This is a genomic window from Kordiimonas sp., from assembly GCF_048264555.1.
Taxonomy (GTDB): domain Bacteria; phylum Pseudomonadota; class Alphaproteobacteria; order Sphingomonadales; family Kordiimonadaceae; genus Kordiimonas.
The window spans coordinates 299402-323358 of the sequence record NZ_JBLXCX010000003.1 but is presented as its reverse complement, the minus strand read 5'-3'; the positions used below and the strand labels follow the sequence as shown (position 1 = coordinate 323358).

Genomic DNA, 23957 nt, shown 5'->3' with positions numbered 1-23957 from the left:
CTCTTGATCTAGAGTTAACTCTAGATCGGATACTGGTCTCCTCAGTAATATGGAGAACCGGATCATGACAGCACAAACCAACAAAACCCTGATGGAAGGCATTATGGATGAGCTTTCGCGCGGCAACGGCAAACCTTTTGTCGATGCGATGGCCGATGACTTCAGCTGGACCCTGCCGGGCCGCAACGCGTGGTCAGGCACCTATAGCGGCAAGCGGGAGGTGCGGGAGCGCCTGCTTGCCCCGCTTTTCGCCCAGTTTGCCACCAAATATTGCAACACCGCGCGGCGTATTTTGGCGGACGGTGACTTTGTGGTGGTGGAATGCCAGGGCGCCGTGACCACAAAAACTGGCAAAGCCTATGACAACAGCTATTGTTATGTGATCCGCTTTGAAGGCGGTAAAATGAAACATCTGTTTGAGTATATGGACACGAGCCTTGTCGAAGAAGCCCTTGAAGCGCCAGACAGAGCGTCAGCCGCATAAAGCCGCCCCCAAGCCCCGATACCTGCATATCGGGGCATTGGCTGAAGCGTCAGGCCGCAGCGTGCACACCATTCGCTGGTATGAAACGCAGGGCCTGATGCCTGGCGTTACGCGCGACGCGGGTGGCAGGCGGGTGTATGACCCGGACCATATCGGCTGGCTTGAGTTTATCGAACAGCTCCGGCAAACCGGCATGTCTGTTATGGAGATGAAAGATTATGCGGCGCTGGTGACGAGGGGCCGCAAAAGCCTGCCCGACAGGCTCACCATGCTGCGCGCGCACCGTTTGCGGGTGAAGGCGGAGCTCTCGAAAACCCGGCAGGCGCTCAAGCTGGTAGAAAGCAAAATCGACTATTATGACACGTGGCTGGAGACGGGCGAACGCCCACCAGAGATCCCTCGCCTAGGCAAGAAGAAGTTTTGAGGGGATATGCTCCCCTCAATTATTCACAGCGAACGGTGCGGGGGTACGCATGTTGTCGGGGGCTTTGATGCCGTGCTCATCAAGGTCACGGCCCGCGCGCAGGATCATCTGCCGGAACCAGCTGTGCGCCGGGTGGTTGGTCAGCCGCTTGTGCCACACCAGCACACCGCCGATCATGTTGGCGGGTGGTGAGATGGGGCTTGGCACCACGTGAAGGTCAAAAAACTGGGTGCATTTTTCCGCCATGCGGCTGGGCACGGTGACGATCAGGTCGCTTGAGCTGATGATCATGGGCGCAGAGCCAAAGTGGTTGACCACAATAACGATGCGGCGGCTGAGGCCCATGTTCGCCAGTTCATCATCCACAAAACCGTGCGCGTCGCCCCGGTGGGAGACCAGAAGGTGCCGGGCCGCGGCATATTCCTCCAGCGGGATATCATGATAACGCGCGAGCGGGTGGTCTTTCCGCATCATGCAGACAAAATGGTCGGAACCCACATCAAGCCTGCCAAACCTGTCTGGCACGTCAGAGAGCGCCATGATGCCATAGTCCGCCTCTTGCGCGTCCAGCTTTTCAAAGAGGCGCCCTTCAATGGGGGAGGTGTGGATGTTCACGCCCGGCGCTTCCGCAACCAGATAGCCCGCAAGGTACGGCAGCAGCGTCATGGTCATGTAATCATTGGTGGCGATGGTGAAGGTGCGTTCCGCATGCGCGGGGTCGAACGAAACGGGGTCGAGCGCGTCTTCAAGTTCGCTGAGCGCGCGGCGCACCGGCACCTCAAGTTCAAGCGCACGGGCGGTGGGGCGCATGCCCTCAGGCCCCCGCACAAAAAGGTCGTCGCGCATCAGGTGCCTGAGCCTGTTTAGCGCGTTTGATACAGCTGGTTGTGACATTCCGATTTTACGACCGGCCCGAGTTGCGCTACGCTCATCCATAACGGCATTAAAAACAACTAATAGGTTAAGATCGATTCCAGCTAAATTCATGAGCTAAATATCCAATGTCAGAAATATCAATTTCAAAAATGTACGCCGGGTACCCATATAGGCGCAAGTGTTGGTTAGGTGGTGTTTGGGTTCAGGGAAACAATACTGACAATTTCTGTCAGCATGCATGTGTATGATCTCAAACGACCCACAGGAGGAACTGCCCAGAGGGGCAGCACGACAGCGAGGAGCAGGTCATGCCCAAGACGATGACTGCGATTGACGAATTTGCCGTAAAACTGGCGAACTTCGTGATCGCCAAAAGGTGGCTGGTGATTTTTGCCACCCTATTACTGACTGTTTTAATAGCGAGCGGGGCTCGTTTTCTTCAATTCTCAAACAATTACCGGGATTTTTTCTCTGAATCCAACCCTGAATTGCAGGCGTTTGAAGAATTTCAGGATACTTACACCAAAAACGACAATTTCTTCTTCACGATTATTCCCGAGAATGGCGATGTTTTCAGCAATGATACCCTCGCCCTTGTCGAGGATATGACGCTTGAAGCGTGGCAGATCCCGTATTCCATTCGGGTCGACTCGCTCTCAAACTTCCAGCATACCTATGCGGAAGATGACGACCTTATCGTGGAAGATCTGGTTAAGGGTGCGGACAGCCTGACGGCGGACGACCTGGCGGAGAAAAGCCAGATCGCGCTCACGGAGCCGCTACTCAGAAACCAGCTTGTGACCGCCGATGGCCGCGCGATTGCGGTGAACGTGGTGGTGCAATACCCTGAAGCGCACGCCTTTGAGGTGCCGGAAGCGGTAGCTTACGCCCGCGGTATCAAGGAGCGCATGCTTGAGAAGTATCCGGGCCATGAAATTCGCATGACCGGGGTTTCCATGCTCAACAACGCTTTCCAGGAAGCGGGCATGGCGGACTCGACCGAAATGATCCCGATGATGTATCTGCTGCTGCTTGTCTTGATGGCGGTAACCGTGCGCAGTGTGTCGGGCACGATCGTAACACTTCTGATGATCGCGTTTGCGTCTGCCATAGGCATGGGCGCGGCGGGCTTTGCCGAGATTGGGCTGACGCCAATTTCCCTCTCTGCGCCGACGATTATCCTCACGCTCGCGATTGCGGATGCGGTGCATATCCTGATTACCGCGCGGCATTCCATGAGCCACGGTATGAGCAAACGCGACGCGCTTGTTGAAGCGGTGCGGGTGAACTTCCTCGCTGTGATGGTGACATCGCTCACCACGGCGATTGGTTTCCTTGCGCTCAACTTCTCAGACGCGCCACCGTTCTGGCACCTTGGCAATATCTCTGCCGTGGGTATCGCGGCTGCGTGGATCATGTCGGTGACATTCCTGCCGGCGATGCTTTCCGTCTTGCCGATGCGGGCACCGAAAAAAGCCAAGGAAACCGCGAACAACTTCATGGGCAAGCTCGCTGATTTTGTTGTGCGCAATAACAAGAAGCTGTTTTACGGCATGGGGGCGCTTGCGCTGCTGCTCGTCTCTGCCATGCCGCTCATTCAGTTCAATGATCAGTGGACCGAATATTTCGATCCGTCCATCGAGTTCCGCCGGGATTCTGATGTATCGAACGAATATTTCGGTTTTTACCCGATCGAGTTTTCCGTGCATGCGCCGGGTGAAGGTGGTGTGAGCGACCCTGACTTCCTTGTGAAGCTGGATGAGTTTGCCCAGTTCCTGCGCGAGCAGCCCAATGTGTCGCACGTCTACTCGGTTACTGACATCATGAAACGGTTGAACCGTAACCTGCACGGAGATGAAGCAAGCTGGTACCGCCTGCCGGATGACCGGGAGCTTTCAGCCCAATATCTGCTGCTTTACGAGCTTTCCCTGCCATACGGGCTTGATCTCAACGACCGTATCAATATCGACAAATCAGCCACGCGGGTAACGGCAACGCTGAAGAATATCTCAACATCCGAGACCAAAGTATTCCTCAACAGCGCCCGTGACTGGATCGCCCAGAACGCGCCGGACTATATGAAAGCAACAGTGCCAACAAGCGCGCAGGTGATGTTCACTTACGTGGCTGAGCGTAACGTTGCCAGCATGATCACAGGCAATATCATCGCGATTATCGCCATTGGTATTGTGATGATGATTGCGCTCAAGTCGGTGAAAATCGGGGCAATCTCAATGGTGCCAAACGCGCTGCCTATCCTCACCGCCTTTGGTGCGTGGGCGCTTCTCGTGGGCACGGTGGGCTTTTCTGTCGCAGCTGTGGCGAGTGTCTCGCTTGGTATTGTGGTGGATGATACAGTGCACTTCCTCGCTAAATATGTGCGGGGGCTGCGCGAGAAGGGGTATGACCGTGCGGGCGCGATTAAATATGCGTTCGAGACGGTTGGGTATGCGCTTGTGGTGAACACGGTGGTGCTGGTGATCGGCTTTGCCTATCTCGCAACCTCCCACTTCAAGATGAACGCAGACCTCGGCCTTCTCACCGCACTGGCCATTAGTTTTGCGCTTGTTTTCGACTTCCTGTTCCTGCCGGCTGTGATGCTGCGGGGATCAGGGAAATGGATTTCAGATACAAAAAAAACTGACAGCAATGGAGACCTTAAAGATGCTCAAACGCACGCTGCAGAATAAGTTTAAAGTAACGCTTGCCGTTGTAACCCTTGGCTTCTCTCTCATCAGCCCGGTGTGGGCTGATGAGGCCGCAGACAAAGGCCTTGAAATTGCCGCCCGCTCTGACCGCTCAGACACCGGCTTTGGCGACAGCGAGGTTACGGCCGTGATGACGCTCACAAACGCTGCGGGCTCTGAATCAACACGCGAGATGTATTTCAAAACGCTTGAGCGGGAAAACGAGCAAGTGGGCGACAAGTCGCTTACGGTGTTTGTAACCCCGCGTGATGTGCAGGGCACAGCGCTTCTGAGCCACGCCAAAATTCTGGAGCCAGATGACCAGTGGCTTTTCCTGCCCGCGCTCAAGCGCGTGAAGCGTATCTCAAGTGCCAACAAATCTGGCCCATTTGTGGGTTCCGAGTTTGCGTTTGAGGATTTCACCTCCACTGAGCTGAATAAGTACAAGTACAGCTACAAGGGCGAAGAAGATCTGGACGGGTTGAAGGTTGATGTTGTGGAGCGTTTCCCGCTCTATGAAAACTCAGGCTATACCCGTCAGGTCGCTTATATCGACCAGGATGTCTATCAGGTTCGCAAGATCGACTTTTACGACCGGAAGGACATGCTGCTGAAGACGCTGATGCTGAATGACTACCGTGATTATAACGGTGTCTGGCGTGCCCATGAGCTGGTGATGACCAACCATCAGACCAATAAGTCAACCACGCTGAGCTATGGCACCTACACCTTTGGTGCGGGCCTTGGCGACAATGACTTTGAAAAAGGCGTGCTGAAACGCATCCGCTAATTGGCTGAAGGTATACGGGGTTATCGCTTTATGACATCGAACGTTTTGAGTTCACTCTCCCTTATGGTGGCCGCCCTTGCACCGATCACCATGCTGCCCAGTGCAGCAAACGCGGGTGAGTGGGAAGTGTCGGGCTCGCTGGGCGCCGAGATGCGCACCTTTGCTCGAGAAGGAGCATTGCCCGGCCAGCTCGACACTTTTCAGCCGTCCCTTCAGTTTGAAGGGGATTTGAGGTGGCAGAGCGATGACCGCCGCTTCGACTTTGTGTTTGTGCCCTTTGGGCGCCTTGACGCGAAGGACGAGGAACGCACCCACGCGGATGTGCGTGAAGCCTATGTGCGCTGGAACGGTGATAGCTGGACCGTGCGCGCGGGCCTTGCCAAAGTTTACTGGGGGGTGGCGGAAAGCCGCCACCTCGTGGATATCATCAACCAGAGTGATGCGATTGAAGATATCGACAATGAAGACAAGCTTGGCCAGCCCATGCTGGAGATATCCACCATTCAGGATTGGGGGCAACTTACGGGCTATGTGATGCCGGCGTTCCGCAAGCGCACCTTTCCGGGCGATGAAGGCCGGTTCCGGGCGCCATTCCTGGTGGACAATGACCTCGCGCGGTTCGACGAGGGCCGGGACGATGACGGTGACGTGGATTTCGCCTTGCGGTACAGCCACTATTTTGGTGACTGGGACGTGGGCGTTTCGCTCTTTCACGGGGCGGACCGCGAGCCAAGGCTGATTCTGGATGAAGAGCGCGGCTTTTTTGCACCCTACTATGACGATATCACCCAAGTTGGCCTTGACCTTCAGTACACCCGTGATGCGTGGCTTTGGAAGTTTGAGGGTATTGTGAAGGATACACCGTTTGAAACCTTCGCGGCTGCCGTGGCGGGGGTGGAATATACCTTCTACGGCGTGACAGAAGCGGGTGCTGATCTCGGTGTGCTGGTTGAGTTTCAATATGATGGCCGGTCAGAAAACCCCTACATCGCCCCGATCACAACAGCGGACAATGACATTTTCACCGGGCTTCGCCTCGCCATGAACGACGCGGAGGATACCTCTGTGCTTGGCGGTGTGATTGTCGATCTGGATGACGCGTCCATGTCGGGGGTGGTTGAGGCTTCCCGCCGCTTTGGCGACTATTGGGTGGGGGAGCTGGAAGCGCGCTTTTTCACCAATGTGGATAGCAGCAATGTGCTGTACGGATTTCGGCGTGATAGCCAGCTAACGCTTCGGCTCACGCGATATTTTTAGGGTATATCCTCGCATTACCCACACCTGGGGCAGTCAGGCTTATCCTGCTGCCCCATTTTTTTTTTGCGCGCTATAGGTGAATCTCATCAACCATATAGTTTCTCGTGTAATTTTTTAAGGAAATCATTCCCAGCGCGGCTATGCTGTTCGTCCTTGTGGCAAGGAGACTTGTATGGCTTCGGTGCAGCCAGAAAAAGATATCGGTGGGGAAGGGCAGGATCATGTGCGCGAGGAAGGCGCCCATGATGTTACTGGCTCAGTGCAGGGTGGTTTGACCGCTGATGCGCCTGAGGCGGCACCCCTTTCCAAGGAAGATATCAATCAGCTGTTCCAGAACCATAACGACGAGTTGGTGCGCTATCTCACCGGTCGTCTCAAGTCACATGATGAGGCCGTTGAGGTTGCGCAGGAGGCTTATGTCCGTTTGCTCAGGCTTGATGACAAAAGTACCATCGGGTTTTTGCGGGCTTTCCTGTTTCGGACCGCAACCAATATAGCCATCGACCGTGTCAGGCGGCGGGGGCTCGCGCAGGCTTATGTGGATGAAGCAGCGCCCGCGCAACAGATAAACGAGATGTTTGGTTTTACGCCGGAGAGGTCACTGGCCGCCAAACAATCGCTTGAGAAGGTGCTCGACTGCGTTGGCGCGTTACCGCCGAAATGTCGTCATGCCTTCATAGAATATAAATTTAAGCACCGTAGTTATGACGCCATCGCGGAAGAAATGGGTCTGACGTCATCGATGGTGCGAAAATATGTTCTGCGTGCGCTGGTGCATTGCTCTGACAAATTGAGCAGTGAGCTGGACGCGTGGAGCATTCAATAGGGACTATGGCACATGCCAGTGAGTGATGTGAAAATTAGGGAAGACGTGCTCGAGCAGGCAGCCGATTATTATCTCGGCCTGCAGGACGGCACCATATCTGGCGCAGAGCTGCATGCATGGCAGGACTGGCTCGCTGAGGATGAAGATCATCGGCGTGCCTTCAGCCGCATGGAAACGCTTTGGGGCGTGCTTGACCTAGCAACAGAGAAAGACATTGCCCGCCTACCGGCTACGGAAGTGGCACCGTCGGTGCCTGCAGCACAAGCTGGTGCGGGCGATAATGTGCTTTCGATCCTGTCGCCGGTTCGTGAGCCGCGCCGCAAGATCTCCCTTGGATGGATAAGCGGCATTGCCGCCACCCTGCTCGCGGCCCTTGTTGTAACCAATATGATGTTCAGCGGCGACGATGTGGCACCGCGTGAGCGCGCAACGCTTTACCAAACCACTGCCGGGCAACAGCGGGTGGTGAACCTTGCTGATGGTTCCATTGTTGAGCTGAACGCGGGCAGCGCGATTTCCGTTGACTATACTGAGAGCGAACGCAGCCTGACGCTTGAGCGTGGGCAGGCTATCTTCACGGTCGCGAAAAACCCCAAGCGGCCTTTTGTCGTGAAGGCCGGCAGCGGCAGCGTTACGGCAATCGGTACGGTCTTTAACGTGCGCAAAACAAGCGCAGACGTTGAAGTGCATGTGCTTGAAGGCACCGTTGCTGTGCGCCCAAGTATTGCCGCAAGTGGCCGTGATGACGAGACTGCGCCAAGCGCTGTGGCGCTTGTCACCGCCGGTAGCCAGACCAGCTATTCCATGCGCGGTGTGATGAGCCCGGTTGTGATGGCGGAAGCGCAGAAAGACCTGGCGTGGCGCGTGGGTGTGCTGACGATGGTTGACCTGCCCATATCGGACGTGATTGCTGACCTGAACCGATATCTGGCAAATGAAATCACCATTGGTGATGAGGCTGTTGGCGCCATGCGGTTCACCGGTACGGTATACCCTGATCAGGTTCAGGCATGGCTTGAAGGCCTGCAGGAAGGCTACCCCATTGAAGTTGTTCGGCTTGGGAGCAGCACAATTTTGATGATGGCGGACGAGAGTTCCGATACTGTGGTCAGGGAAGCAAGCGAATAAGCTGCTCCTGATTGCACTGAAGTGCCCGGGAACAGGGTACGAAAGGCGATGCTCAAGGGCGTCGCTTCGGGAGGAAAACACACGATGGACCTGTCCGCACGGGCCTGGAAACGGAGGCTTGCCTGCGCGGTTGCTGCTAACATTGTAGCGGCGCCGTGGGCTTATGCATCCATGATACAGGCGGCGGAAAGCGAGCAGGCTTCCTCTTCTTCATCCCCTGACAGCATAGAACGTGATGACCGCAGGCGAGTGCGGTTCAATATCCGGCCACAGTCGCTTCGGCAGGCATTGCTGGCGTTTTCCGAGCAGGCAGGGGTTCAGCTTATCCTTACCGACAGCGCGAGCGATCTTTCGTTCCGGCGCACGCTCTCTGGCCGCCATTCCATCACAAATGCGCTTGATACACTAGTTGCGGGCACGCGGCTTGAATATCATTTCACCGGGCCAAATACGGTTATCGTGCGCACGCGCGCAACCTATGCGGAGGAGATTCGCCAGGCTGCTGAAGCGGAAGCTGAGCGAAAACAGACGAGTACGCGGCGGCACCATACGCCGCGCAGTAATGAAATTTTCCTCGAAGAGCTGATCACAGTAGGCACAAGGAACCGCTCCCGCACGGTGGGGGAAACCTCTGTGCCTATCGACCTGATCAATGCGGGTGCGCTCAGGCGGACAGGGCATGTGGAAACGGGGCGGCTCTTGCAGGTGCTCGCCCCCAGTTTCAACTATACGGAAACCACCATTTCGGACGGCACAGACATCGTGCGCCCGGCAACGCTCCGGGGGCTCGGGCCTGATCAGGTGCTTATTCTGGTGAACGGCAAACGCAGGCACAGTCAGGCCTGGGTGAATGTGCAAAATACTGTCGGCAAAGGCTCGGTCGGGACCGACATGAATACTATCCCGATTGGCTCCATCAAGCGGGTGGAAATATTGCGCGATGGTGCCTCCGCGCAATATGGCTCAGACGCGATTGCCGGTGTGATCAATGTGGTGCTGAACGACCAGAATGAAGGCGGGATTGTTACTGCGAGCTGGGGCCAGACCTACGAGGGTGATGGGGATACCTTCTACCTTTCCGCCAATGCAGGGTTTCCGCTTCTGGAAGACGGCTTTTTCAACCTGACAGCAGAGTATAGGGACAAGGCAGCAACCAACCGCGCGGGGCCAAGCTCGATCACCGGTGACGTGATCATGCGCATTGGCGACACCGACGTGGAAGCCACTTCGATGATGTGGAACGCCGAAATTTCAGGCGACACCGCCGCCAAGGTTTATGCTTTTGGTGGTTTCAGCGACCGGAGCGGGCTTTCGGGCGGCTTTTTCCGTCATCCATTCACAGCGGGGCGTACGGTACCGCAGCTTTATCCGGACGGTTTTCTGCCACTACAGAACACCGACGTCAGCGATTTCAGCCAGGCTTTTGGTGTGCGCTATGAAACTGAGACCGGCTGGAACTATGACGTCAGCGCCACCTATGGCACCACGCGGTTCTCCTTCGGGGCGGCAAACACGGTGAATGTTTCGCTGGCGTCCGCCGCTTATTATAACGGCGAGGATGTTGCGACAGCGAGCCCGACGAGTGGCTTCTCGGGCGCGCTTCGGTTTGACCAGTTGACCCTGAACTTTGACGCGTCAGGCGGGGGCCACGCGGACGGCCTTCTCGCGCATTTGGCCTATGGCTTTGAGTTTCGGGATGAACGCTACAGCATTGAGGCGGGGGACCCGGCTTCCTATGCTTGCGGTTATGTGGACGGGGAGTTCGCGCCTTCCATCCTTGACCCCGACAGCGTTGCTTTTTGTGGTTTTCAGGGTTTTCCGGGCTACAGCAAGGATGTGGCGGGGAAAAAGGGTCGCAACAGTTTTGCGCTATATGCAGATGCGGAGTTTGAACCGAGCGATAATATCTGGCTCACCGCTGCCACCCGCTATGAGCATTTTGATGAAACCGGCGACCAGCTCACCGGCAAATTGTCCGCACGGGCACAGCTTACGGATACTGTCGCAATCCGTGCGGCGGCAGCAACAGGCTTCCGGGCACCAGCACTTGCACAGCGTGCGTTTTCAAGCGTGATTACCAACACCAATGCGGAAGGTTTGTTACAAACGCTTATAGCCCCTGAAGGGCATAGTTTTGCACGTGCGTACGGCGTTGATAAATTACGCCATGAAACCAGCACCAACTTCTCGTTCGGTGCCGTGTGGGAGGCAGATGAAAGCGTGCTGGTGACGCTTGACGCCTACCGTATCAGCATATCAGACCGTATCGTGCTTGGCCCCACGCTTGGGTTGCCGGACGGTGTGCGCCTTGGTGCGATTGAGGCGGGCTCCTTCTTCTCAAACGCGGTTGATACGGAAACTTATGGTGTTGATCTTGTCGCCTGTGTGAAAACCAATTTTGCAGGCGGTGATGTTGACCTGGTTTCGAGCCTCAGTTGGAACCAGACCAAAATCAAAGGGGTGAACGCCCCGGCAAATATTCCCGCGAACGTGTTTTTCCCGCTAGCGGAACGGGTGAATGTGGAACGGTCCCAACCGCGTCTCCGCGCGAGCGCAAGCGCAGACTATCGCCGTGACCGCTTTGGCGCCGTGATCCGCGCGAATTTTTATGGTGATACGGAATCCGCTTTCTATACGGCCGCTGGGAATGAGATTCCGCCAGATCTCGCATACAACACATATGGTCTGGACCGCTCCCCCACCACGCGTGCAGGGCAGGCCGTGATCGTGGATATGGAGATATCATATGATATCGCTGAGCAGGTGAACTTTGCCATCGGTGCCAACAATATCTTTAACAAGTACCCCAAAAAACTGCCGAACAACGCGCTAGCACGCTGGATATCCGAGGGGCGCCAGCCGGGTAAGTTCGGGAATTTCGTCTACCCTTGGGTGGCCATGCCGTGGGGGATTAACGGCGGCTATTATTACGCGCGCATGACCGTGGCGTTCTAGGGGGCGAATAATGGTAACAATCACCGATTATGACACCAGCTTGCCTGGCATGGATTCCCATTCAGGATGGTTTCTTCGTCTTACAGGTGAAGCGGGAAGCGTCCTCCCCGCCTGCTTCGAAAGGTCTGAGTGATGAAAGCGCGGTCGTCTGCTTACCGTCTTCTTCTGGTGTTTATGTTTGTTGTTGTCTCCCTCATCTGGGTGGGGCGGGCAACCCATGCGCATGGCGACCGCATGACCGATTTTAACATCGAAGCACAACCGCTTCAAAAGGCGCTTCTGGCGTTTTCAGAACAAGCGGGGGTGCAGCTCATTATTGCGACTGATACGGGCAATTTGCCGCCCTGTGATGCGCTCAAGGGCCGCATGAGTGCCCGCCGCGCTATTGAAGCAATTCTCGTGGGAAGCGGGCTTGAGTTTCATTTTTCCAGCAGAAATACGGTTACGGTCAGGCGCCCGGTAGTCGTGCTGCCACAGATGAATACCGCTGGGACGGAAGCGCAGAAATCTGCACCACCCCCACAATAGTTTCCTTTAAAACAAGATAGTTACAGCATCCAGATCGGCGTAGGGCAGCCCAATAGTGTGAGTCCTAAAGCGATACTGATACAACCGTTTTGTTGTGTTTACGGACTTACGTCTACCTCGCCACTCACAAGGCTGTTGCGACTTTTTTTGGGCCCGAAAGCCAGATTTATTTTTTTTGAATTTATAATATTGACCAAAAAGTCAGGAATGGGTAACGTCCGCGTGTTGCGTTGATATCTGCCCATTTGGTGGTGGTGCAGATATTATGAGCATGGAAGCGAAAGCTCTTGTTCTGCCTCTCAGTGGTGGGCGCCTCCTTGAGGCGGAATAAGAGGGTGCTTTCAAAGCGATTGCGTCGCCGGAACCGTGGGGCTCACGTGACCCGGCCTTCCAACCCAACTTTCGTGCTCTCTTGGGCGGTAACGGCTTGCTGTTACCGCCCCAGCTTTTTCTTGGGCAGTTTTGTGTGGGGCTGTGTCTAAGGGTCAGGCTGTGTCAGAGAAGCGGTGCTTCTTGTCCGCGATGCCTTTGAGGCGTTCATCAAGGGCAGCAGCCAGTGCCATTAGGCCGTTCATGGGGCGGATCAGAACCTCAATTTCCTTAAGCTTGCCGTTTTCATCAAGCGTTATACGGTCGATGCCTTTCATCTGCTTGCCGCCAACGCTGGTGCTGAACTCAAGGATCAGTTCATTGCCGTCCACCCATTCTTTCGTATAGGTCAGGCCCTCGAAGGTATCGGTCACAGCGGCCAGCACCATCAGGACCTTGTCTTTGCCTTCCCGTGGTTTCCAGAAAGCCGGGGAGAGCAGGCTGGCGTCCTCGGCCACAATGGTGCTGAGAAGGTCCATATCTGAATGTTTCACGGCCGCGTGCCATTTTTCCAGGAAGCTTGCTGCGTTGCTCATCTTATCCTCGCTGTTACCTGTGTATGGAGAATGAGGTAGGTCGATAACCCTGCCTGTCTATACTTCTACGTTCTTGAGCGCCGCAAAGGTGCCTGCATAATCAATCGCCAGCTCGTCTTCCTCAAAAATATGGGCGCTTAACTGGATGCGCGCGCGACCGCGCCGGTCAAAAGTTTTCAGAAATGTTTGCCAGCGCGCTGCATCGGGCAGGGTAGCTACTGCGTCAAAATCACGAGTGACAGGGCGGATGTAGCTAATGTTGCTGCCGGTAATCACGATCTCACCCGGTTTGGCGCTGGTGCGCAAATTCAGGTGAAGGAGGGTCCAGCAGCTGAGTGTTGCGAGCGCTTGCAAACTGCCGCCAAAGGCCGTGCTTTTATGATTGATGTTGGCCTCAAGCGGCGCACGGAGCACGACCCGCTCCACGTCTGCACTCACGACCCTGACACCCATGGGGCCTGAGATCGGGATATGGGTATGAAGATAGTTTTCAAGCGCCTTGAGGTCGGTCATATGGAAATAGCCCTAACAATGATTTGACGCATGGCGCGCTTTCTCCCAATCTGTTGCCGGGAAGATTAGGGGAGGATCAAGCCATATGCAAACGGATCAAAACGGCGCCGCTGGTAGCGCCGCAGCCACAGGCAAAGAGCTAAGCGCAGATGAACGCAAGGGCTATTGGCGGGCGAACCTGTTGCTTCTCGGGAAGCTTCTGGCGGTGTGGTTTATCGTGTCTTTTGGGGCGGGCATTCTTCTCGAGGATTGGCTCAACCAGTTCACGGTTATGGGCTTCAAGCTTGGTTTCTGGTTCGCGCAGCAGGGCTCTATCTTCACTTTTGTGGTGCTGATTTTCATTTATGCGTCGCGCATGAAAAAGCTCGACCGCGCCTTCGGCGTTGAAGACTAGGGGGCGGCATCATGGACGCACAAACACTTACCTATCTTTTTGTTGGTCTTTCCTTCGCGCTTTATATCGGCATTGCCATTTGGTCACGTGTTGGCAGCACCAAGGAGTTTTATGTGGCGGGCACGGGTGTACACCCGGTGCTGAACGGTATGGCCACAGCGGCAGACTGGATGAGCGCCGCTTCTTTCATCTCCATGGCTGGGCTGATTGCCTTTCTTGGTTATGACGGCTCTGTCTACCTGATGGGCTGGACCGGGGGCTATGTTCTCCTCGCCCTCCTGCTGGCGCCCTATTTGAGGAAATACGGCAAGTTCACGGTGCCTGAATTTATTGGCGACCGATATTATTCAGACGCTGCGCGGCTTGTTGCGGTGCTGTGCCTCATATTCATCAGCTTCACCTATGTGGCGGGGCAGATGCGCGGTGTGGGCATTGTTTTCTCCCGCTTCCTGGAGGTTGAGGTTAACCTCGGTGTAATGATCGGCATGGTCATCGTATTTATGTATGCGGTGCTCGGCGGTATGAAGGGCATCACCTATACGCAAGTTGCGCAATACTGTGTGATGATCTTCGCCTACACAGTGCCTGCCATTTTTATCTCGCTTCTTATCACCGGCAATCCTGTGCCACAGCTTGGCCTTGGTTCTGAGGTGGCAGACGGCTCTGGCCTAACAGTCCTTGAGAAGCTTGATAGCGCGCTTTTGGAGCTTGGGTTCACGGCCTATACGGACGGCAGCAAATCCACCATTGATGTGTTTGCTATCACCGCCGCGTTGATGGTGGGTACCGCTGGCTTGCCGCATGTGATCGTACGTTTCTTTACCGTGCCAAAGGCGTCAGACGCGCGTGTGTCGGCAGGCTGGGCGCTTGTGTTTATTGCTATTCTTTATACCACAGCCCCTGCGGTGGGTGCCTTTGCGCGGCTCAACTTCATCAATGAGGTTAATGAGACAACCTATACCGAGACGCCCCAGTGGTTCAAAAACTGGGAAGACCTCGGGCTGATCGCGTGGCGCGACAAAAACGAGGATGGTGTGATCCAATACCGTGCGGGTGCACCGTTTGAGGGTAAGCCAGAGTTTGAGGGCGAAGCCCGTGGCGCACACGGTGAACGCACCATTACAAACGGCGTTACAGTCGGTGGTAATGAAGTTTATGTGGACCGGGATATCATGGTGCTGGCGAACCCTGAGATCGCCAAGCTGCCGGGCTGGGTGATCGCGCTTGTGGCTGCAGGTGGGTTGGCTGCGGCGCTGAGTACCGCGGCGGGGCTTCTCCTCGTGATCTCAACTGCGGTGAGCCATGACCTGCTGAAGAAAACCTGGATGAAAGATATCTCTGACGCGCAGGAACTTCGTGCGGCGCGGCTTGCGGCGGCGGTTGCGATTGTGGTGGCCGGATACCTGGGCATCAACCCTCCGGCCTTTGTGGCGCAAGTTGTGGCATTTGCCTTTGGCCTCGCTGCCGCAAGCCTGTTCCCTGCCATCATCATGGGCATCTTCTCCAAACGCATGAACAAAGAAGGGGCAATTGCAGGCATGTTGTCTGGCCTGTTGTTCACGGCCATTTATATCGTCTATTTCAAGTTCATCGCGCCTGAGATGAATGTGGCAGATAACTGGCTGTTTGGTATCTCGCCCGAAGGTATCGGTATGGTGGGTATGTTCGTGAACTTCGCTGTGGCGTCGCTTGTGTCTCGCTTCACGTCTGTGCCGCCTGAAGAGGTGCAGGAGTTGGTGGAAGATATACGGGTGCCCTCAGGCGCGACGGGCGCTCACGACCACTAAGGCGCGTGATCAGATCAAAAGAAAAGGGCGGGAGAGATCCCGCCCTTTTTGCTTGTCTGGTTTAAGGTGATCAGGCGGCGTTTCTGAACGCCACAATCACCGGCAAGCGCGCGGCACGGAAGGCGGGGAAGAACCCGCCAATAAGGCCGATCCAGAGCGCCATGATCATGCCGTCCTTGAAGAGTTCAGCCGTTAGCTCAAAGCGGAACACCACCTGGGTGAAGTTGCCGCCCATGGTGCTGGTTGAGATACCGTCCATGAAGCTATAGGCCGCAATGGCCCCGATCACGCCGCCAATAAGGCTGAGCACAACCGATTCCACGAGCGTGCCAAAGAAGGCAGATATGTTGCTGAACCCGATGGCGCGCAGCGTGGCGATCTCGGATGCACGGCTCGCGACCGATGTATACATGGTGTTGAGCGCACCGGCGAGGGCACCAAGCCCCATCAGGATCGAGAGGCCCCAACCGAACTTTACCATGCCGCTGAGCGCATCGCCTTGTTCAGCGAAGAAGTCCGCTTCTGTTTGCACATCCAGAATAAGGCGGGGATCATCCTCGACCGTTTTGAGAAGCCCATCGATATTGCCGGGTTCCGCAAGTTTGATCCTCACGGTCTGGAAGCTGTTCCCACGGCGGAATTGGCTTTGAAGTGTGCGGGCATCTGTCCACAGTTCACCTTCAAAAGCATTGCCGCCGGTGGAGAAGATGCCAACCACCTTCCACTCCGTTTTGCCGAAGCGCACGGTGGTGCCGAGCTCAAAGCCTGTGAATTCACGCTGGATGCTGGCGCCAGCGATGATCTCATTGGTGCCCGGTTCAAACATGCGGCCTTCCACGATCTCGACATTCTTCCGGAGGGAAAAGCCCGTTTCGGAAATGCCGCGCATTGGCAGGTTTGCTTCCGTTTGGCTGGCCCGTTTGATGCCGTCTACTACCACGTAAAGCTCTGGTGAGTAGACCGGGTTGCCTTCCGCATCTTTGGCAATGCCGTCGGCTGCCACAATCAGGTTCACAATGTCCCGCCCGAGCACGCTGTTGAGCTCAGATTTGGAGCCGCTCCGTGTAACGATGGCGGTTTCATCCGAGCCTGCGCCGGTGAGCGTGGCCTTGAAGCCGTTTGACATGGCGAGGAATGACAGAAGCACTGTCACCACGACCGCGATGGCAAGCGTTGCCGCAAAGGACATCCAGAAACGTTGTGGCAGGCTGCGAAGGTTCATCGCTACAACAGCTACGATTTGGGAAATAAGTTTTGTCATGACATGCCCCTCCTAGTGCCTGCTAAGCGCTGTGATGATGTTGAGCCTGAGGGCATTGACCGCCGGGATAATTCCGGTGACAAAACCAAGGAACACCATGATGCCAACCGCCTGCATGAGGAGGTTTGGTTTCAGGATGATGTCCGGCACAGGGAACTGCGGCAGGTTGTTGAGGAAGCCGAGAATGCCTGTTGCTACCCAAAGCCCGAGAAGGCCGCCGATGAACACCAGCAGCATGGATTCCATCAAGACCATCTTGAAGATGCGACTTGATTGGAAACCAAGGGTTTTCATCACACCGATCTCGCCCGTGCGTTCCCGAATGGAAAGCACCATCGAGAAGCCCACAATCACCAGAATGATAAAGAAGGCCATGAACACAACAGAGCCAATGATCAGGCTGATGTTTCCAAGCTGCTCAAGGAAGCCCTTGTTGAAAACCTTTTCTGGCACGGTTTCGGTCTCAAAGGGTGAATTGGCGAACATATCGTCAATTTCCTTGATGACCTGCTCATTCAACTTGGGGTCTTCGGTTTTGATCCCCATCCAACCGATCATGTCACCACCGAACGACTGGGTTTCATTGAAATATTCATAGTGAATATAAACGCTGTTGGTATCCACCTGTGGGTCGTGGCCCGTGTAGATGCCTTCAATGTCGAACTGCCATACGGTTGAACCGTCATGCTGGGAGAAGATGTTGGAATTGAGCGGAATACGGTCCCCGAGCTTCCAGCCGTGCAGGTCAGCGACAGCCCGGCCCACAAGGACGCCCTGGCGGTTGCGTGTCCAGCTTTCAAGCTGTTCTTGCTCAATGACAAGGTCGTCGCCATATACATTCATCAGGTTTTCCTGATCAACGGCGAAGGTAAGCACCTGCTTTTGCGGGTCTTGGTAGTAGCCGCCAAACCAGTTCATGTGAACAACGGCTTCAATGCCTTCAACCGCCTGCACCCGCCGCACATAGGAGATAGGCAGGGGCTGCGTGAAGTTGATTTTGTTCACCGAGACCAAACGGTCATCGGCAGACAGTTCAACGCCCGCATTGAAGGCGGTTTCAAAGGCTGTGAGCGTTCCATAAATCATAAACGCAATGAATATGGAAAACACGGTGAGGAAAAACCTGAGCGGCTTCCGCGTCAGGTTTTTAAAGACAAGGTATAGGTCGCTCATGCCGCCAGGTCCTTCTCAACGAATTCCCCTTTATCAAGATGCAGCGTGCGTTTGGCGTATTTGGCGGCGGCCGGGTCGTGCGTCACCATCACGATGGTTTTACCGAATTTTTCGTTGAGAAGCTGCAGCATCTCCAGGATTTCGTCAGCGGTGTGGCGGTCAAGGTCACCTGTGGGTTCGTCACACAGCATCAGTTTGGGGTCGGCGACAATCGCGCGCGCGATGGCGACGCGCTGTTGCTGACCACCGGACATCTGGTTCGGCATATGGCCTGCGCGGTCAGCAAGGCCCACAAGTTCAAGCGCGGTGGCAACACTTTGTTTGCGCTCTTTTTTGCTTAGGTTGGTGAGCAGAAGCGGCAGCTCAACATTGCGTGCGGCTGTCAGCATGGGCATCAGGTTATAAAACTGGAAAATGAAGCCGATGTTGTTGGCGCGCCAGTTGGCTAGCTGCCCCTCTGAAAGTGTATCAACACGGCTGCCGTCAAACCAGACCTCACCCGATGTCGGCTGGTCAACCCCGCCCAGCATATTGAGAAGGGTGGTTTTGCCTGAACCAGACGGCCCCATGATAGCAAGGAAATCACCCTGCTTGATTTGCATGTTAAGGCCGTCAAAAATCTGGATGGATTCTTTACCTCGCGTAAAGCCCTTACCAACCGATTTCAGGTCAAAAAGAATGTCGTCACTCATAGTCATGTCCCCCTGTCTATGGGTTTTGATGTGTTGTTAGGCTTTCATGAACGCAACTTTGACGCCCATGTCCGGCAGGATACGGGTGTCCTCCGTATCGATGCTGATGCGCACCCGCACGGTGGCTTTGGCGCGGTCCGCGGTCGGGATGATAGCAATCACCGACGCGGGGATTTTCCAGTCTGGGTAAGCGTCCAGCTGGGCTTCCACCTTCTGGCCCTGAAACACGCGGCCAATATAGGCTTCGTTTACGTCTACCTCGATCTCAAGTGAAGTCATGTCAACGATGGTGCAGATACCTGTGCGCGTGAAACCACCTCCCGCGGAGCTTGGTGAAACGATCTCACCCGGCTGTGCGTTTTTCACGGTTACGACGCCATCAAATGGTGCACGGATGGTGTGGTCTGCCAGCCGTTCACGTTGACGCTGCGCACCAAGTTTTGCCACTTCGATGTCTGCCTCGATCCCGGTGATTGAGGCCGTGAGGCTATCCACCTCGGCCTGTGCGCGGGAAACGCTCGCTTCAGACGAGAAATCATTTGTTTTCAACTCGGACGCGCGTTTGAGCACCCGCTTGGCCTCCGCCAGATTGGCTTCTGCGCTTTTTTGCCGTGCCTCCAGTACATGCACCTGCGCTTCCGCGAGGCGCAGGTCAACTGACGGCAAGGTATCGTCGAGCTTGGCGAGAATCTGACCTTCGCTTACCGTCATGCCTTCTTCAACGGCAACGTCGGTGATCAGACCCATCACTTCCGCAGACACAGTGGCCATGCGGCGGGCTGTGATATAGCCGGAAGCGTTCAGGATACTGTCAGACGCTGGTATGGCGCGCGGCGCAGGTTGTGTTGTTGTTGAAGCTTCCGAACTTGCTGTTGTTTCGCTCGAACGAGCGCTGGTCGCAACCTCTGTGCTTGTCCCCGTGTCTTCGCTCATGTCGCCAGCGCTGGTCATATAGTAACCGCCGCCAAGGCCCAGGAGAGCCACCACCACACCTGCTGCAAGATAGATTGCTGGCGAGGTGCCCGATTTTGCGGGTGCCGCAGAGCGGTCGATCTTCAACTGGCTGAGTAATTCGCTTTTATCGTTCATATGTCCCCCTGTCGCTGGTCACCTTGCTGGCCTTATTGGCGCTTATGTGACCCATATACCGCCGTTTGGTGGCGGAAATACTAACCTAGATGCCCTTATTCCCATATGGGAAGTTGGTTTGTTCATACAATATTAACCATGAGCGCACTTGATAATTTTTGTTAAAGTACTTTGAAAAACAAAGTAAGAGATTTTATCCGTATTTCAAGAGGGGATTGCAAGATTGCCCAAGAATTTACCGGGCATGTATGGCCGTTAACGTCTGAGGTAGTTGCCGAAGGCTGCCTCATGAGGCAGCATCCTCCCTGAATGAAAGCAAGAACAGTGAGGGGGGTATGACGAAAAATGATGCGGGTGCCGGTGCGGCTAATAGGCGACTGGCCGGGCAATGCTTGTGTGAGGCGGTGGCCTATGAGGTTGAGGATGCTTTTGAGTATGCCTTTAACTGCCATTGCAGCCAGTGCCGCCGGGCCACTGGCTCTGCCTACAAGGCTATGGCAGGTATCAGGCGCGACGCCCTTTCCGTCACCAAAGGGACGGACCGTTTGCTTACATATGGAGACGAGATGAACCACGATGTCCGCTGCGGGACATGTGGCTCGTTTCTCTTTTCCGTGGTGCGAGAGGGTGAGTATATACATGTCAGTCTTGGCTCTTTGATGGATGAACCCTCATTGAAACCAACACAGCATATCTATGTGGGCTCAAAAGCACCGTGGCACACGATCACGGACGACTTACCGCAGTTTGACGAGTTGTAGATGGACGGGCAGATGAGGACGGCATGACAGTAAAACGAATGGATAATATTGGCATCGTGGTTGAAGACATGGATGCCGTGATTGCCTTCTTTGCGGAGCTTGGCCTTTCTTTGGAAGGACGCACGACTGTTGAAGGCGACTGGGCCGAAGGTGTTACGGGCCTCAAGGCCATGCGCTGTGAAATAGCCATGATGGTGACCCCCGATGGCCATAGCAGGCTGGAGCTTTCACGGTTTGCGGCACCACCTATTGTGGCTGACCATCGCCGCGCGCCCGTGAACGCTCTTGGTTATCTCAGGGTTATGTTCACGGTTGAAGACCTTGATGAAACGCTTGCCCGGTTATATCCGCTGGGCGCTGAACTTGTGGAAAAGGTGGTCGACTACGCGGATATCTATCGCCTGTGTTACATTCGTGGGCCTGAAGGAATCCTTATCGGCCTCGCGCAGGAAATTGGCACGGCGGCCCCTTAGGGAGCGGGCATTGTTTGAAGGCGTAAAACACTCCTGACAGTTTTTGTCGGTGGGCACCTGTAGGAATGAACCTCACTTATAGAGAGGTTTGTCATGAAACATTATTATAATCCCATGAGCCGGGCGGTGACCACGCATTGGATGCTTCTTGAGCTTGGCGTCGATCATGAACAGATTACGCTAGATTATCTGAAAGGCGAAACGGCCACACCTGAGTATCGTGCCATCAATCCTATGGGAAAGGTCCCTGTGCTGGTGGATGGTGAGGTGGTGGTTACTGAGGCCGCAGCAATATGCTCCTATCTTGCTGACAAGTTTCCTGAGAAGGGCCTTGCGCCCGAGCCGGGCTCTGCGGCACGAGGCGAATATTACAGGTATCTCTTTGTCCCCGGTACCACCCTTGAGCCAATGTTCACCATCAGATCGCTGGGAGTAGATGACTACCCCGCGCAATCAGTAGGCTTTGGTGACATGGAACGCTGCCTTGCAACCATTGACGCGATGACACCTGAAGCAGACTGGGCCCTGGGGGACAGCTTCACCGCCGCCGATGTTGTGTTTGGTGGGTTTTTGGACTTTGCCGTGCAATTTGGGTGGCTGGAGGCACCGAGCGCAAAAGTCTCAGCCTATGTGCGGCGCATCAAAGATCGCCCCGCATATCGAGAGAGCCATGACCCTTCCTGGCATTAAGCCATATTTGAAACCAGCCCACCGGCGGTCGTCGTGCTATAGCCCTGTGGAGGTGTCCGGCCCAAAAATCACCGGGCACCTCCGCTGGGCATGTCAGGCAACTGTATGGCTGCCAACCTTGGTCCTCATTGTGGGGCCACTGGTAACCTCAAATTCTTTTTCCAACACCGTCGACACGTAAAACCAGTTGGCGACAGCTTCTTCCCGGTTCAACGTTAGCTCAAGCCATCCCCTATGGGTGCTGTCGAGATAGGCGAGCTCAGGGCTTGATTTCCTGAGCGCCGCTTCAACCACCTGAGGTTCAGCCGGGATATAAGTCTCAAGCCCTGGGGAGCTGACGCTCGGTGTGCCAAGCTCAATAGCGACCGCGTCACCATCTTTGTCCTGAAGGTTAAACGCCCACGCATTATGGGTGTCACCCGCGAGGAAAATGACATTTTTTGCGTTGTCCTTGATATCGTCAAACACGCGGTCGCGGCAGGCGGGGTAGCCGTCCCAGAAATCAAGGTTAAAGGGCAGGCCCATCTGCGCCAGCATTTGTGCGGCCTTGAAACGCTCTTTGCTGATGTATGTGGGTTTGCTGAAGTCAAGATCCTCGTCCTGTAGCATCGGCATGGTGACCTTGCCGACCAGAAGTTGCTGGCCTAGAACCTGCCACGGAATGTTTTGGGACTTTGAACGCTTTAGTACTGCCGCCAGCCAGTCTTCCTGCATTTTGCCCAAAATGGTGCGGGATCTGGCGCCGAGGATGTCCTTTTTGAATTTATCACCATCAGGCAGATAACTGAAACCTTGCGGCAGCGCCTTGGGGTCCAGCTTGTTGATCTCAGCCAGGTCTGTCATCGGGACAGGTTTTTCACCGCGCAGGTCAAAGGGCACCGGGAAATGCTGGATGGCCTCTTTTGGCACATCTGCCACGGCTTCAGCACTCAGGAGTGCTATGGGGTTTGCTTCATCGCGCATATCAAAGGGCAGGGTGCGGTAAGGCAGGTCAGTCTCATATGACAATTGTTTGTCGCGCCCTTCAATGCGGGTATCGAGCATGATGAGCGAGGCTATGCTGCCATAGTTGAAGCTACGGTAGATGGGGCCCGCGCCACCCTTCACCCGGTCGCGGATAGGAAGCCATTCATGATAGGCGCGAATAGCGGCTGCCTTGCGCACGGCATACTCGCCTTCGCCCTCATTGTGGTTTTCTGCACCATCCTTCCAGCTATTGTTCGCAATCTCATGGTCGTCCCAAACACAGATGAAAGGGTGCGCCGCGTGCACGGCTTGCAGGTCAGGGTCTGAGCGGTAGAGGCCATACCGTTCACGGTAATCTTCAAGAGCGATCAGTTCATGTTTTGGCTTGACCACGCGGCCTTTCTCGACCGCCTCAGTGTTGGAGTATACCCCTTCCGGATACTCATAAATATAGTCCCCAAGATGGAGGACAGCGTCCACATCCCGCTCAGCAAGCGCCTTATAGACGTTGAAGTAGCCTTGCGGATAGTTGGAGCATGAAACCACGCCAAACCGCACGCTTGCCACACCTTCGCGCGGCAGGGTGCAGGTGCGACCTATGGGGCTTAAGGTGCCGTCGTCGCTGATGAAACGATAGAAATAGCGCTCACCTGGCTCCAGCCCGCCAGCATCGACCTTGGCGATATGATCCCGTGCGACAAGGGCGGAGGTTTCTCCTTCAGAGATGATGTTGCCAAAGGCTTCGTCCTTGGCAACCTGCCATTTGAGCGACAGGTTTTTAGCGACACCGTCGCCCGGCAAGGCGCGGGTCCATAAAATCACACTGTTTGCCAGCGGGTCACCGCTCGCCACACCATGGGTGAAATGCACACTGGCATCACCTTCTGCGGCATGCCCGCGCAGTGATAGTGCGCCTAAACTGGCGCCAACAGTGCCCATAAAAGTGCGGCGGGTGGTGGAAAATTTGCGGTCAAACATAGAGTTCCCCCTGAAGGTGCAGCAGACGCCAAGGTGAGGCCGTGTGAGCACTGTCTTTATACTGATAATTCCATCAATAAGAGGCGAAAGCGTGCCACTTGTGGGCGATTTTGGCAAGGCCTCCGCTTGGTACCGCTTTTTCCTTTAGCTTGCCTATTTGACATTGTGGTGAAAGCGATCGGCATGCAGGGGATGGTGGTTTTTTCTGTACCATAGGTTTCTATCACAGGCGGTATCTTACTCCAGTTGATAAAAAGACTATATATAATAGGGCTTTGCAATGCTTCATGCTTGTGATTAAAATCACACGAAGGGGCGGA

22 protein-coding genes are annotated in these 23957 nt (G+C 55.2%); 14 read left to right on the top strand and 8 right to left on the bottom strand.

The window, feature by feature from the left end:
- The first annotated feature begins 64 nt into the window (after window positions 1-64).
- Together ACN0XZ_RS11270 and ACN0XZ_RS11265 are read left to right on the top strand one after the other, a co-directional pair.
- Entirely contained in the window at window positions 65-484 is a 420-nt protein-coding gene (locus tag ACN0XZ_RS11270) for a nuclear transport factor 2 family protein (protein ID WP_417457862.1), read from the top strand.
- Window positions 438-908, top strand: coding sequence for a MerR family transcriptional regulator (locus ACN0XZ_RS11265; RefSeq protein WP_417457861.1), 471 nt, complete (start codon window positions 438-440; stop codon window positions 906-908). Before ACN0XZ_RS11270 ends, ACN0XZ_RS11265 begins: the two co-directional genes overlap by 47 nt.
- Before the next feature lie 15 nt (window positions 909-923).
- Here the strand turns inward: ACN0XZ_RS11265 and ACN0XZ_RS11260 are convergent, their stop codons facing one another.
- The gene (locus tag ACN0XZ_RS11260) at window positions 924-1895 is read right to left on the bottom strand and encodes a LysR family transcriptional regulator (RefSeq protein ID WP_417457860.1); all 972 of its coding nucleotides are present in this window, start codon (window positions 1893-1895) and stop codon (window positions 924-926) included.
- Window positions 1896-2092: 197 nt separating this feature from the next.
- Between ACN0XZ_RS11260 and ACN0XZ_RS11255 the strand changes: the two genes are divergently transcribed.
- The 7 genes from ACN0XZ_RS11255 (at window position 2093) to ACN0XZ_RS11225 (ending at window position 11955) form a co-directional block, all read left to right on the top strand.
- On the top strand, window positions 2093-4474 hold the full coding sequence (locus ACN0XZ_RS11255) for an efflux RND transporter permease subunit (protein ID WP_417457859.1): 2382 nt from the start codon (window positions 2093-2095) through the stop codon (window positions 4472-4474).
- Entirely contained in the window at window positions 4449-5261 is an 813-nt protein-coding gene (locus tag ACN0XZ_RS11250) for an outer membrane lipoprotein-sorting protein (RefSeq protein WP_417457858.1), read from the top strand. The genes ACN0XZ_RS11255 and ACN0XZ_RS11250 overlap by 26 nt, the downstream gene beginning before the upstream one ends.
- Window positions 5262-5291: 30 nt before the next feature.
- On the top strand, window positions 5292-6518 hold the full coding sequence (locus ACN0XZ_RS11245; protein ID WP_417457857.1) for a hypothetical protein: 1227 nt from the start codon (window positions 5292-5294) through the stop codon (window positions 6516-6518).
- A gap of 172 nt (window positions 6519-6690) precedes the next feature.
- On the top strand, window positions 6691-7344 hold the full coding sequence (locus ACN0XZ_RS11240; RefSeq protein ID WP_417457856.1) for an RNA polymerase sigma factor: 654 nt from the start codon (window positions 6691-6693) through the stop codon (window positions 7342-7344).
- Window positions 7345-7356: 12 nt separating this feature from the next.
- Complete coding sequence (locus ACN0XZ_RS11235; RefSeq protein WP_417457855.1) at window positions 7357-8472, top strand: FecR family protein; 1116 nt, start codon at window positions 7357-7359, stop codon at window positions 8470-8472.
- Between the two features lie 84 nt (window positions 8473-8556).
- Window positions 8557-11427 (top strand): TonB-dependent receptor domain-containing protein, encoded by a 2871-nt coding sequence (locus tag ACN0XZ_RS11230; RefSeq protein WP_417457854.1) that lies wholly within the window; start codon window positions 8557-8559, stop codon window positions 11425-11427.
- A 132-nt stretch (window positions 11428-11559) separates the two neighbouring features.
- Window positions 11560-11955: a hypothetical protein gene (locus ACN0XZ_RS11225; RefSeq protein ID WP_417457853.1), complete on the top strand. Its 396-nt coding sequence runs from the start codon at window positions 11560-11562 to the stop codon at window positions 11953-11955.
- A 485-nt stretch (window positions 11956-12440) separates the two neighbouring features.
- Here ACN0XZ_RS11225 and ACN0XZ_RS11220 read toward each other — a convergent pair whose 3' ends face one another.
- Together ACN0XZ_RS11220 and ACN0XZ_RS11215 are read right to left on the bottom strand one after the other, a co-directional pair.
- Window positions 12441-12860 (bottom strand): nuclear transport factor 2 family protein, encoded by a 420-nt coding sequence (locus tag ACN0XZ_RS11220; protein WP_417457852.1) that lies wholly within the window; start codon window positions 12858-12860, stop codon window positions 12441-12443.
- A 57-nt stretch (window positions 12861-12917) separates the two neighbouring features.
- Complete coding sequence (locus ACN0XZ_RS11215; protein WP_417457851.1) at window positions 12918-13373, bottom strand: YiiD C-terminal domain-containing protein; 456 nt, start codon at window positions 13371-13373, stop codon at window positions 12918-12920.
- An 85-nt stretch (window positions 13374-13458) separates the two neighbouring features.
- On the opposite strand from ACN0XZ_RS11215, the gene ACN0XZ_RS11210 reads away from it, so the two are divergent.
- Window positions 13459-13767, top strand: coding sequence for a DUF4212 domain-containing protein (locus ACN0XZ_RS11210; protein WP_417457850.1), 309 nt, complete (start codon window positions 13459-13461; stop codon window positions 13765-13767).
- Window positions 13768-13778: 11 nt separating this feature from the next.
- Window positions 13779-15554 carry a sodium:solute symporter family protein gene (locus ACN0XZ_RS11205; protein ID WP_417457849.1) on the top strand — a complete coding sequence of 592 codons (1776 nt, stop codon included), beginning with the start codon at window positions 13779-13781 and terminating at the stop codon, window positions 15552-15554.
- Between the two features lie 70 nt (window positions 15555-15624).
- On the opposite strand, the gene ACN0XZ_RS11200 is transcribed toward ACN0XZ_RS11205, so the two are convergent.
- Genes ACN0XZ_RS11200 through ACN0XZ_RS11185 form a run of 4 tightly spaced genes read right to left on the bottom strand, consistent with a single transcriptional unit; the run spans window position 15625 to window position 19769 of the window.
- Window positions 15625-16815, bottom strand: a complete 1191-nt coding sequence (locus ACN0XZ_RS11200; RefSeq protein WP_417457848.1) for an ABC transporter permease — start codon at window positions 16813-16815, stop codon at window positions 15625-15627.
- Between the two features lie 12 nt (window positions 16816-16827).
- Entirely contained in the window at window positions 16828-17988 is a 1161-nt protein-coding gene (locus tag ACN0XZ_RS11195; protein WP_417457847.1) for an ABC transporter permease, read from the bottom strand.
- Complete coding sequence (locus ACN0XZ_RS11190; protein WP_417457846.1) at window positions 17985-18680, bottom strand: ABC transporter ATP-binding protein; 696 nt, start codon at window positions 18678-18680, stop codon at window positions 17985-17987. The genes ACN0XZ_RS11195 and ACN0XZ_RS11190 overlap by 4 nt, the downstream gene beginning before the upstream one ends.
- Before the next feature lie 36 nt (window positions 18681-18716).
- The gene (locus ACN0XZ_RS11185) at window positions 18717-19769 is read right to left on the bottom strand and encodes an efflux RND transporter periplasmic adaptor subunit (RefSeq protein WP_417457845.1); all 1053 of its coding nucleotides are present in this window, start codon (window positions 19767-19769) and stop codon (window positions 18717-18719) included.
- Between the two features lie 335 nt (window positions 19770-20104).
- Here ACN0XZ_RS11185 and ACN0XZ_RS11180 point away from each other — a divergent pair, with 335 nt between their 5' ends.
- The 3 genes from ACN0XZ_RS11180 to ACN0XZ_RS11170 all read left to right on the top strand — a co-directional run bounded on the left by ACN0XZ_RS11180 (window position 20105) and on the right by ACN0XZ_RS11170 (window position 21693).
- Entirely contained in the window at window positions 20105-20530 is a 426-nt protein-coding gene (locus tag ACN0XZ_RS11180) for a GFA family protein (RefSeq protein ID WP_417457844.1), read from the top strand.
- Window positions 20531-20553: 23 nt separating this feature from the next.
- The gene (locus tag ACN0XZ_RS11175; RefSeq protein ID WP_417457843.1) at window positions 20554-21003 is read left to right on the top strand and encodes a VOC family protein; all 450 of its coding nucleotides are present in this window, start codon (window positions 20554-20556) and stop codon (window positions 21001-21003) included.
- A 93-nt stretch (window positions 21004-21096) separates the two neighbouring features.
- Window positions 21097-21693 (top strand): glutathione S-transferase family protein, encoded by a 597-nt coding sequence (locus ACN0XZ_RS11170; RefSeq protein WP_417457842.1) that lies wholly within the window; start codon window positions 21097-21099, stop codon window positions 21691-21693.
- Window positions 21694-21786: 93 nt separating this feature from the next.
- Here the strand turns inward: ACN0XZ_RS11170 and ACN0XZ_RS11165 are convergent, their stop codons facing one another.
- A complete protein-coding gene (locus ACN0XZ_RS11165) occupies window positions 21787-23637 on the bottom strand; it encodes an alkaline phosphatase D family protein (protein WP_417457841.1) in 1851 nt (616 codons plus the stop codon).
- Window positions 23638-23957 lie beyond the last annotated feature (320 nt).

Excerpts from the sequence above, each read along its gene's own strand:
- ACN0XZ_RS11195 (WP_417457847.1), bottom strand. The coding sequence starts at position 17,988 with ATGAGCGACCTATACCTTGTCTTTAAAAACCTGACGCGGAAGCCGCTC.
- ACN0XZ_RS11255 (WP_417457859.1), top strand. The coding sequence starts at position 2,093 with ATGCCCAAGACGATGACTGCGATTGACGAATTTGCCGTAAAACTGGCG.
- ACN0XZ_RS11215 (WP_417457851.1), bottom strand. The coding sequence starts at position 13,373 with ATGACCGACCTCAAGGCGCTTGAAAACTATCTTCATACCCATATCCCG.
- ACN0XZ_RS11270 (WP_417457862.1), top strand. The coding sequence starts at position 65 with ATGACAGCACAAACCAACAAAACCCTGATGGAAGGCATTATGGATGAG.
- ACN0XZ_RS11225 (WP_417457853.1), top strand. The coding sequence starts at position 11,560 with ATGAAAGCGCGGTCGTCTGCTTACCGTCTTCTTCTGGTGTTTATGTTT.
- ACN0XZ_RS11220 (WP_417457852.1), bottom strand. The coding sequence starts at position 12,860 with ATGAGCAACGCAGCAAGCTTCCTGGAAAAATGGCACGCGGCCGTGAAA.
- ACN0XZ_RS11185 (WP_417457845.1), bottom strand. The coding sequence starts at position 19,769 with ATGAACGATAAAAGCGAATTACTCAGCCAGTTGAAGATCGACCGCTCT.
- ACN0XZ_RS11240 (WP_417457856.1), top strand. The coding sequence starts at position 6,691 with ATGGCTTCGGTGCAGCCAGAAAAAGATATCGGTGGGGAAGGGCAGGAT.
- ACN0XZ_RS11210 (WP_417457850.1), top strand. The coding sequence starts at position 13,459 with ATGCAAACGGATCAAAACGGCGCCGCTGGTAGCGCCGCAGCCACAGGC.
- ACN0XZ_RS11175 (WP_417457843.1), top strand. The coding sequence starts at position 20,554 with ATGACAGTAAAACGAATGGATAATATTGGCATCGTGGTTGAAGACATG.
- ACN0XZ_RS11245 (WP_417457857.1), top strand. The coding sequence starts at position 5,292 with ATGACATCGAACGTTTTGAGTTCACTCTCCCTTATGGTGGCCGCCCTT.
- ACN0XZ_RS11230 (WP_417457854.1), top strand. The coding sequence starts at position 8,557 with ATGGACCTGTCCGCACGGGCCTGGAAACGGAGGCTTGCCTGCGCGGTT.
- ACN0XZ_RS11205 (WP_417457849.1), top strand. The coding sequence starts at position 13,779 with ATGGACGCACAAACACTTACCTATCTTTTTGTTGGTCTTTCCTTCGCG.
- ACN0XZ_RS11170 (WP_417457842.1), top strand. The coding sequence starts at position 21,097 with ATGAAACATTATTATAATCCCATGAGCCGGGCGGTGACCACGCATTGG.
- ACN0XZ_RS11235 (WP_417457855.1), top strand. The coding sequence starts at position 7,357 with ATGCCAGTGAGTGATGTGAAAATTAGGGAAGACGTGCTCGAGCAGGCA.
- ACN0XZ_RS11190 (WP_417457846.1), bottom strand. The coding sequence starts at position 18,680 with ATGAGTGACGACATTCTTTTTGACCTGAAATCGGTTGGTAAGGGCTTT.
- ACN0XZ_RS11200 (WP_417457848.1), bottom strand. The coding sequence starts at position 16,815 with ATGACAAAACTTATTTCCCAAATCGTAGCTGTTGTAGCGATGAACCTT.
- ACN0XZ_RS11165 (WP_417457841.1), bottom strand. The coding sequence starts at position 23,637 with ATGTTTGACCGCAAATTTTCCACCACCCGCCGCACTTTTATGGGCACT.
- ACN0XZ_RS11260 (WP_417457860.1), bottom strand. The coding sequence starts at position 1,895 with ATGAATTTAGCTGGAATCGATCTTAACCTATTAGTTGTTTTTAATGCC.
- ACN0XZ_RS11180 (WP_417457844.1), top strand. The coding sequence starts at position 20,105 with ATGACGAAAAATGATGCGGGTGCCGGTGCGGCTAATAGGCGACTGGCC.
- ACN0XZ_RS11250 (WP_417457858.1), top strand. The coding sequence starts at position 4,449 with ATGCTCAAACGCACGCTGCAGAATAAGTTTAAAGTAACGCTTGCCGTT.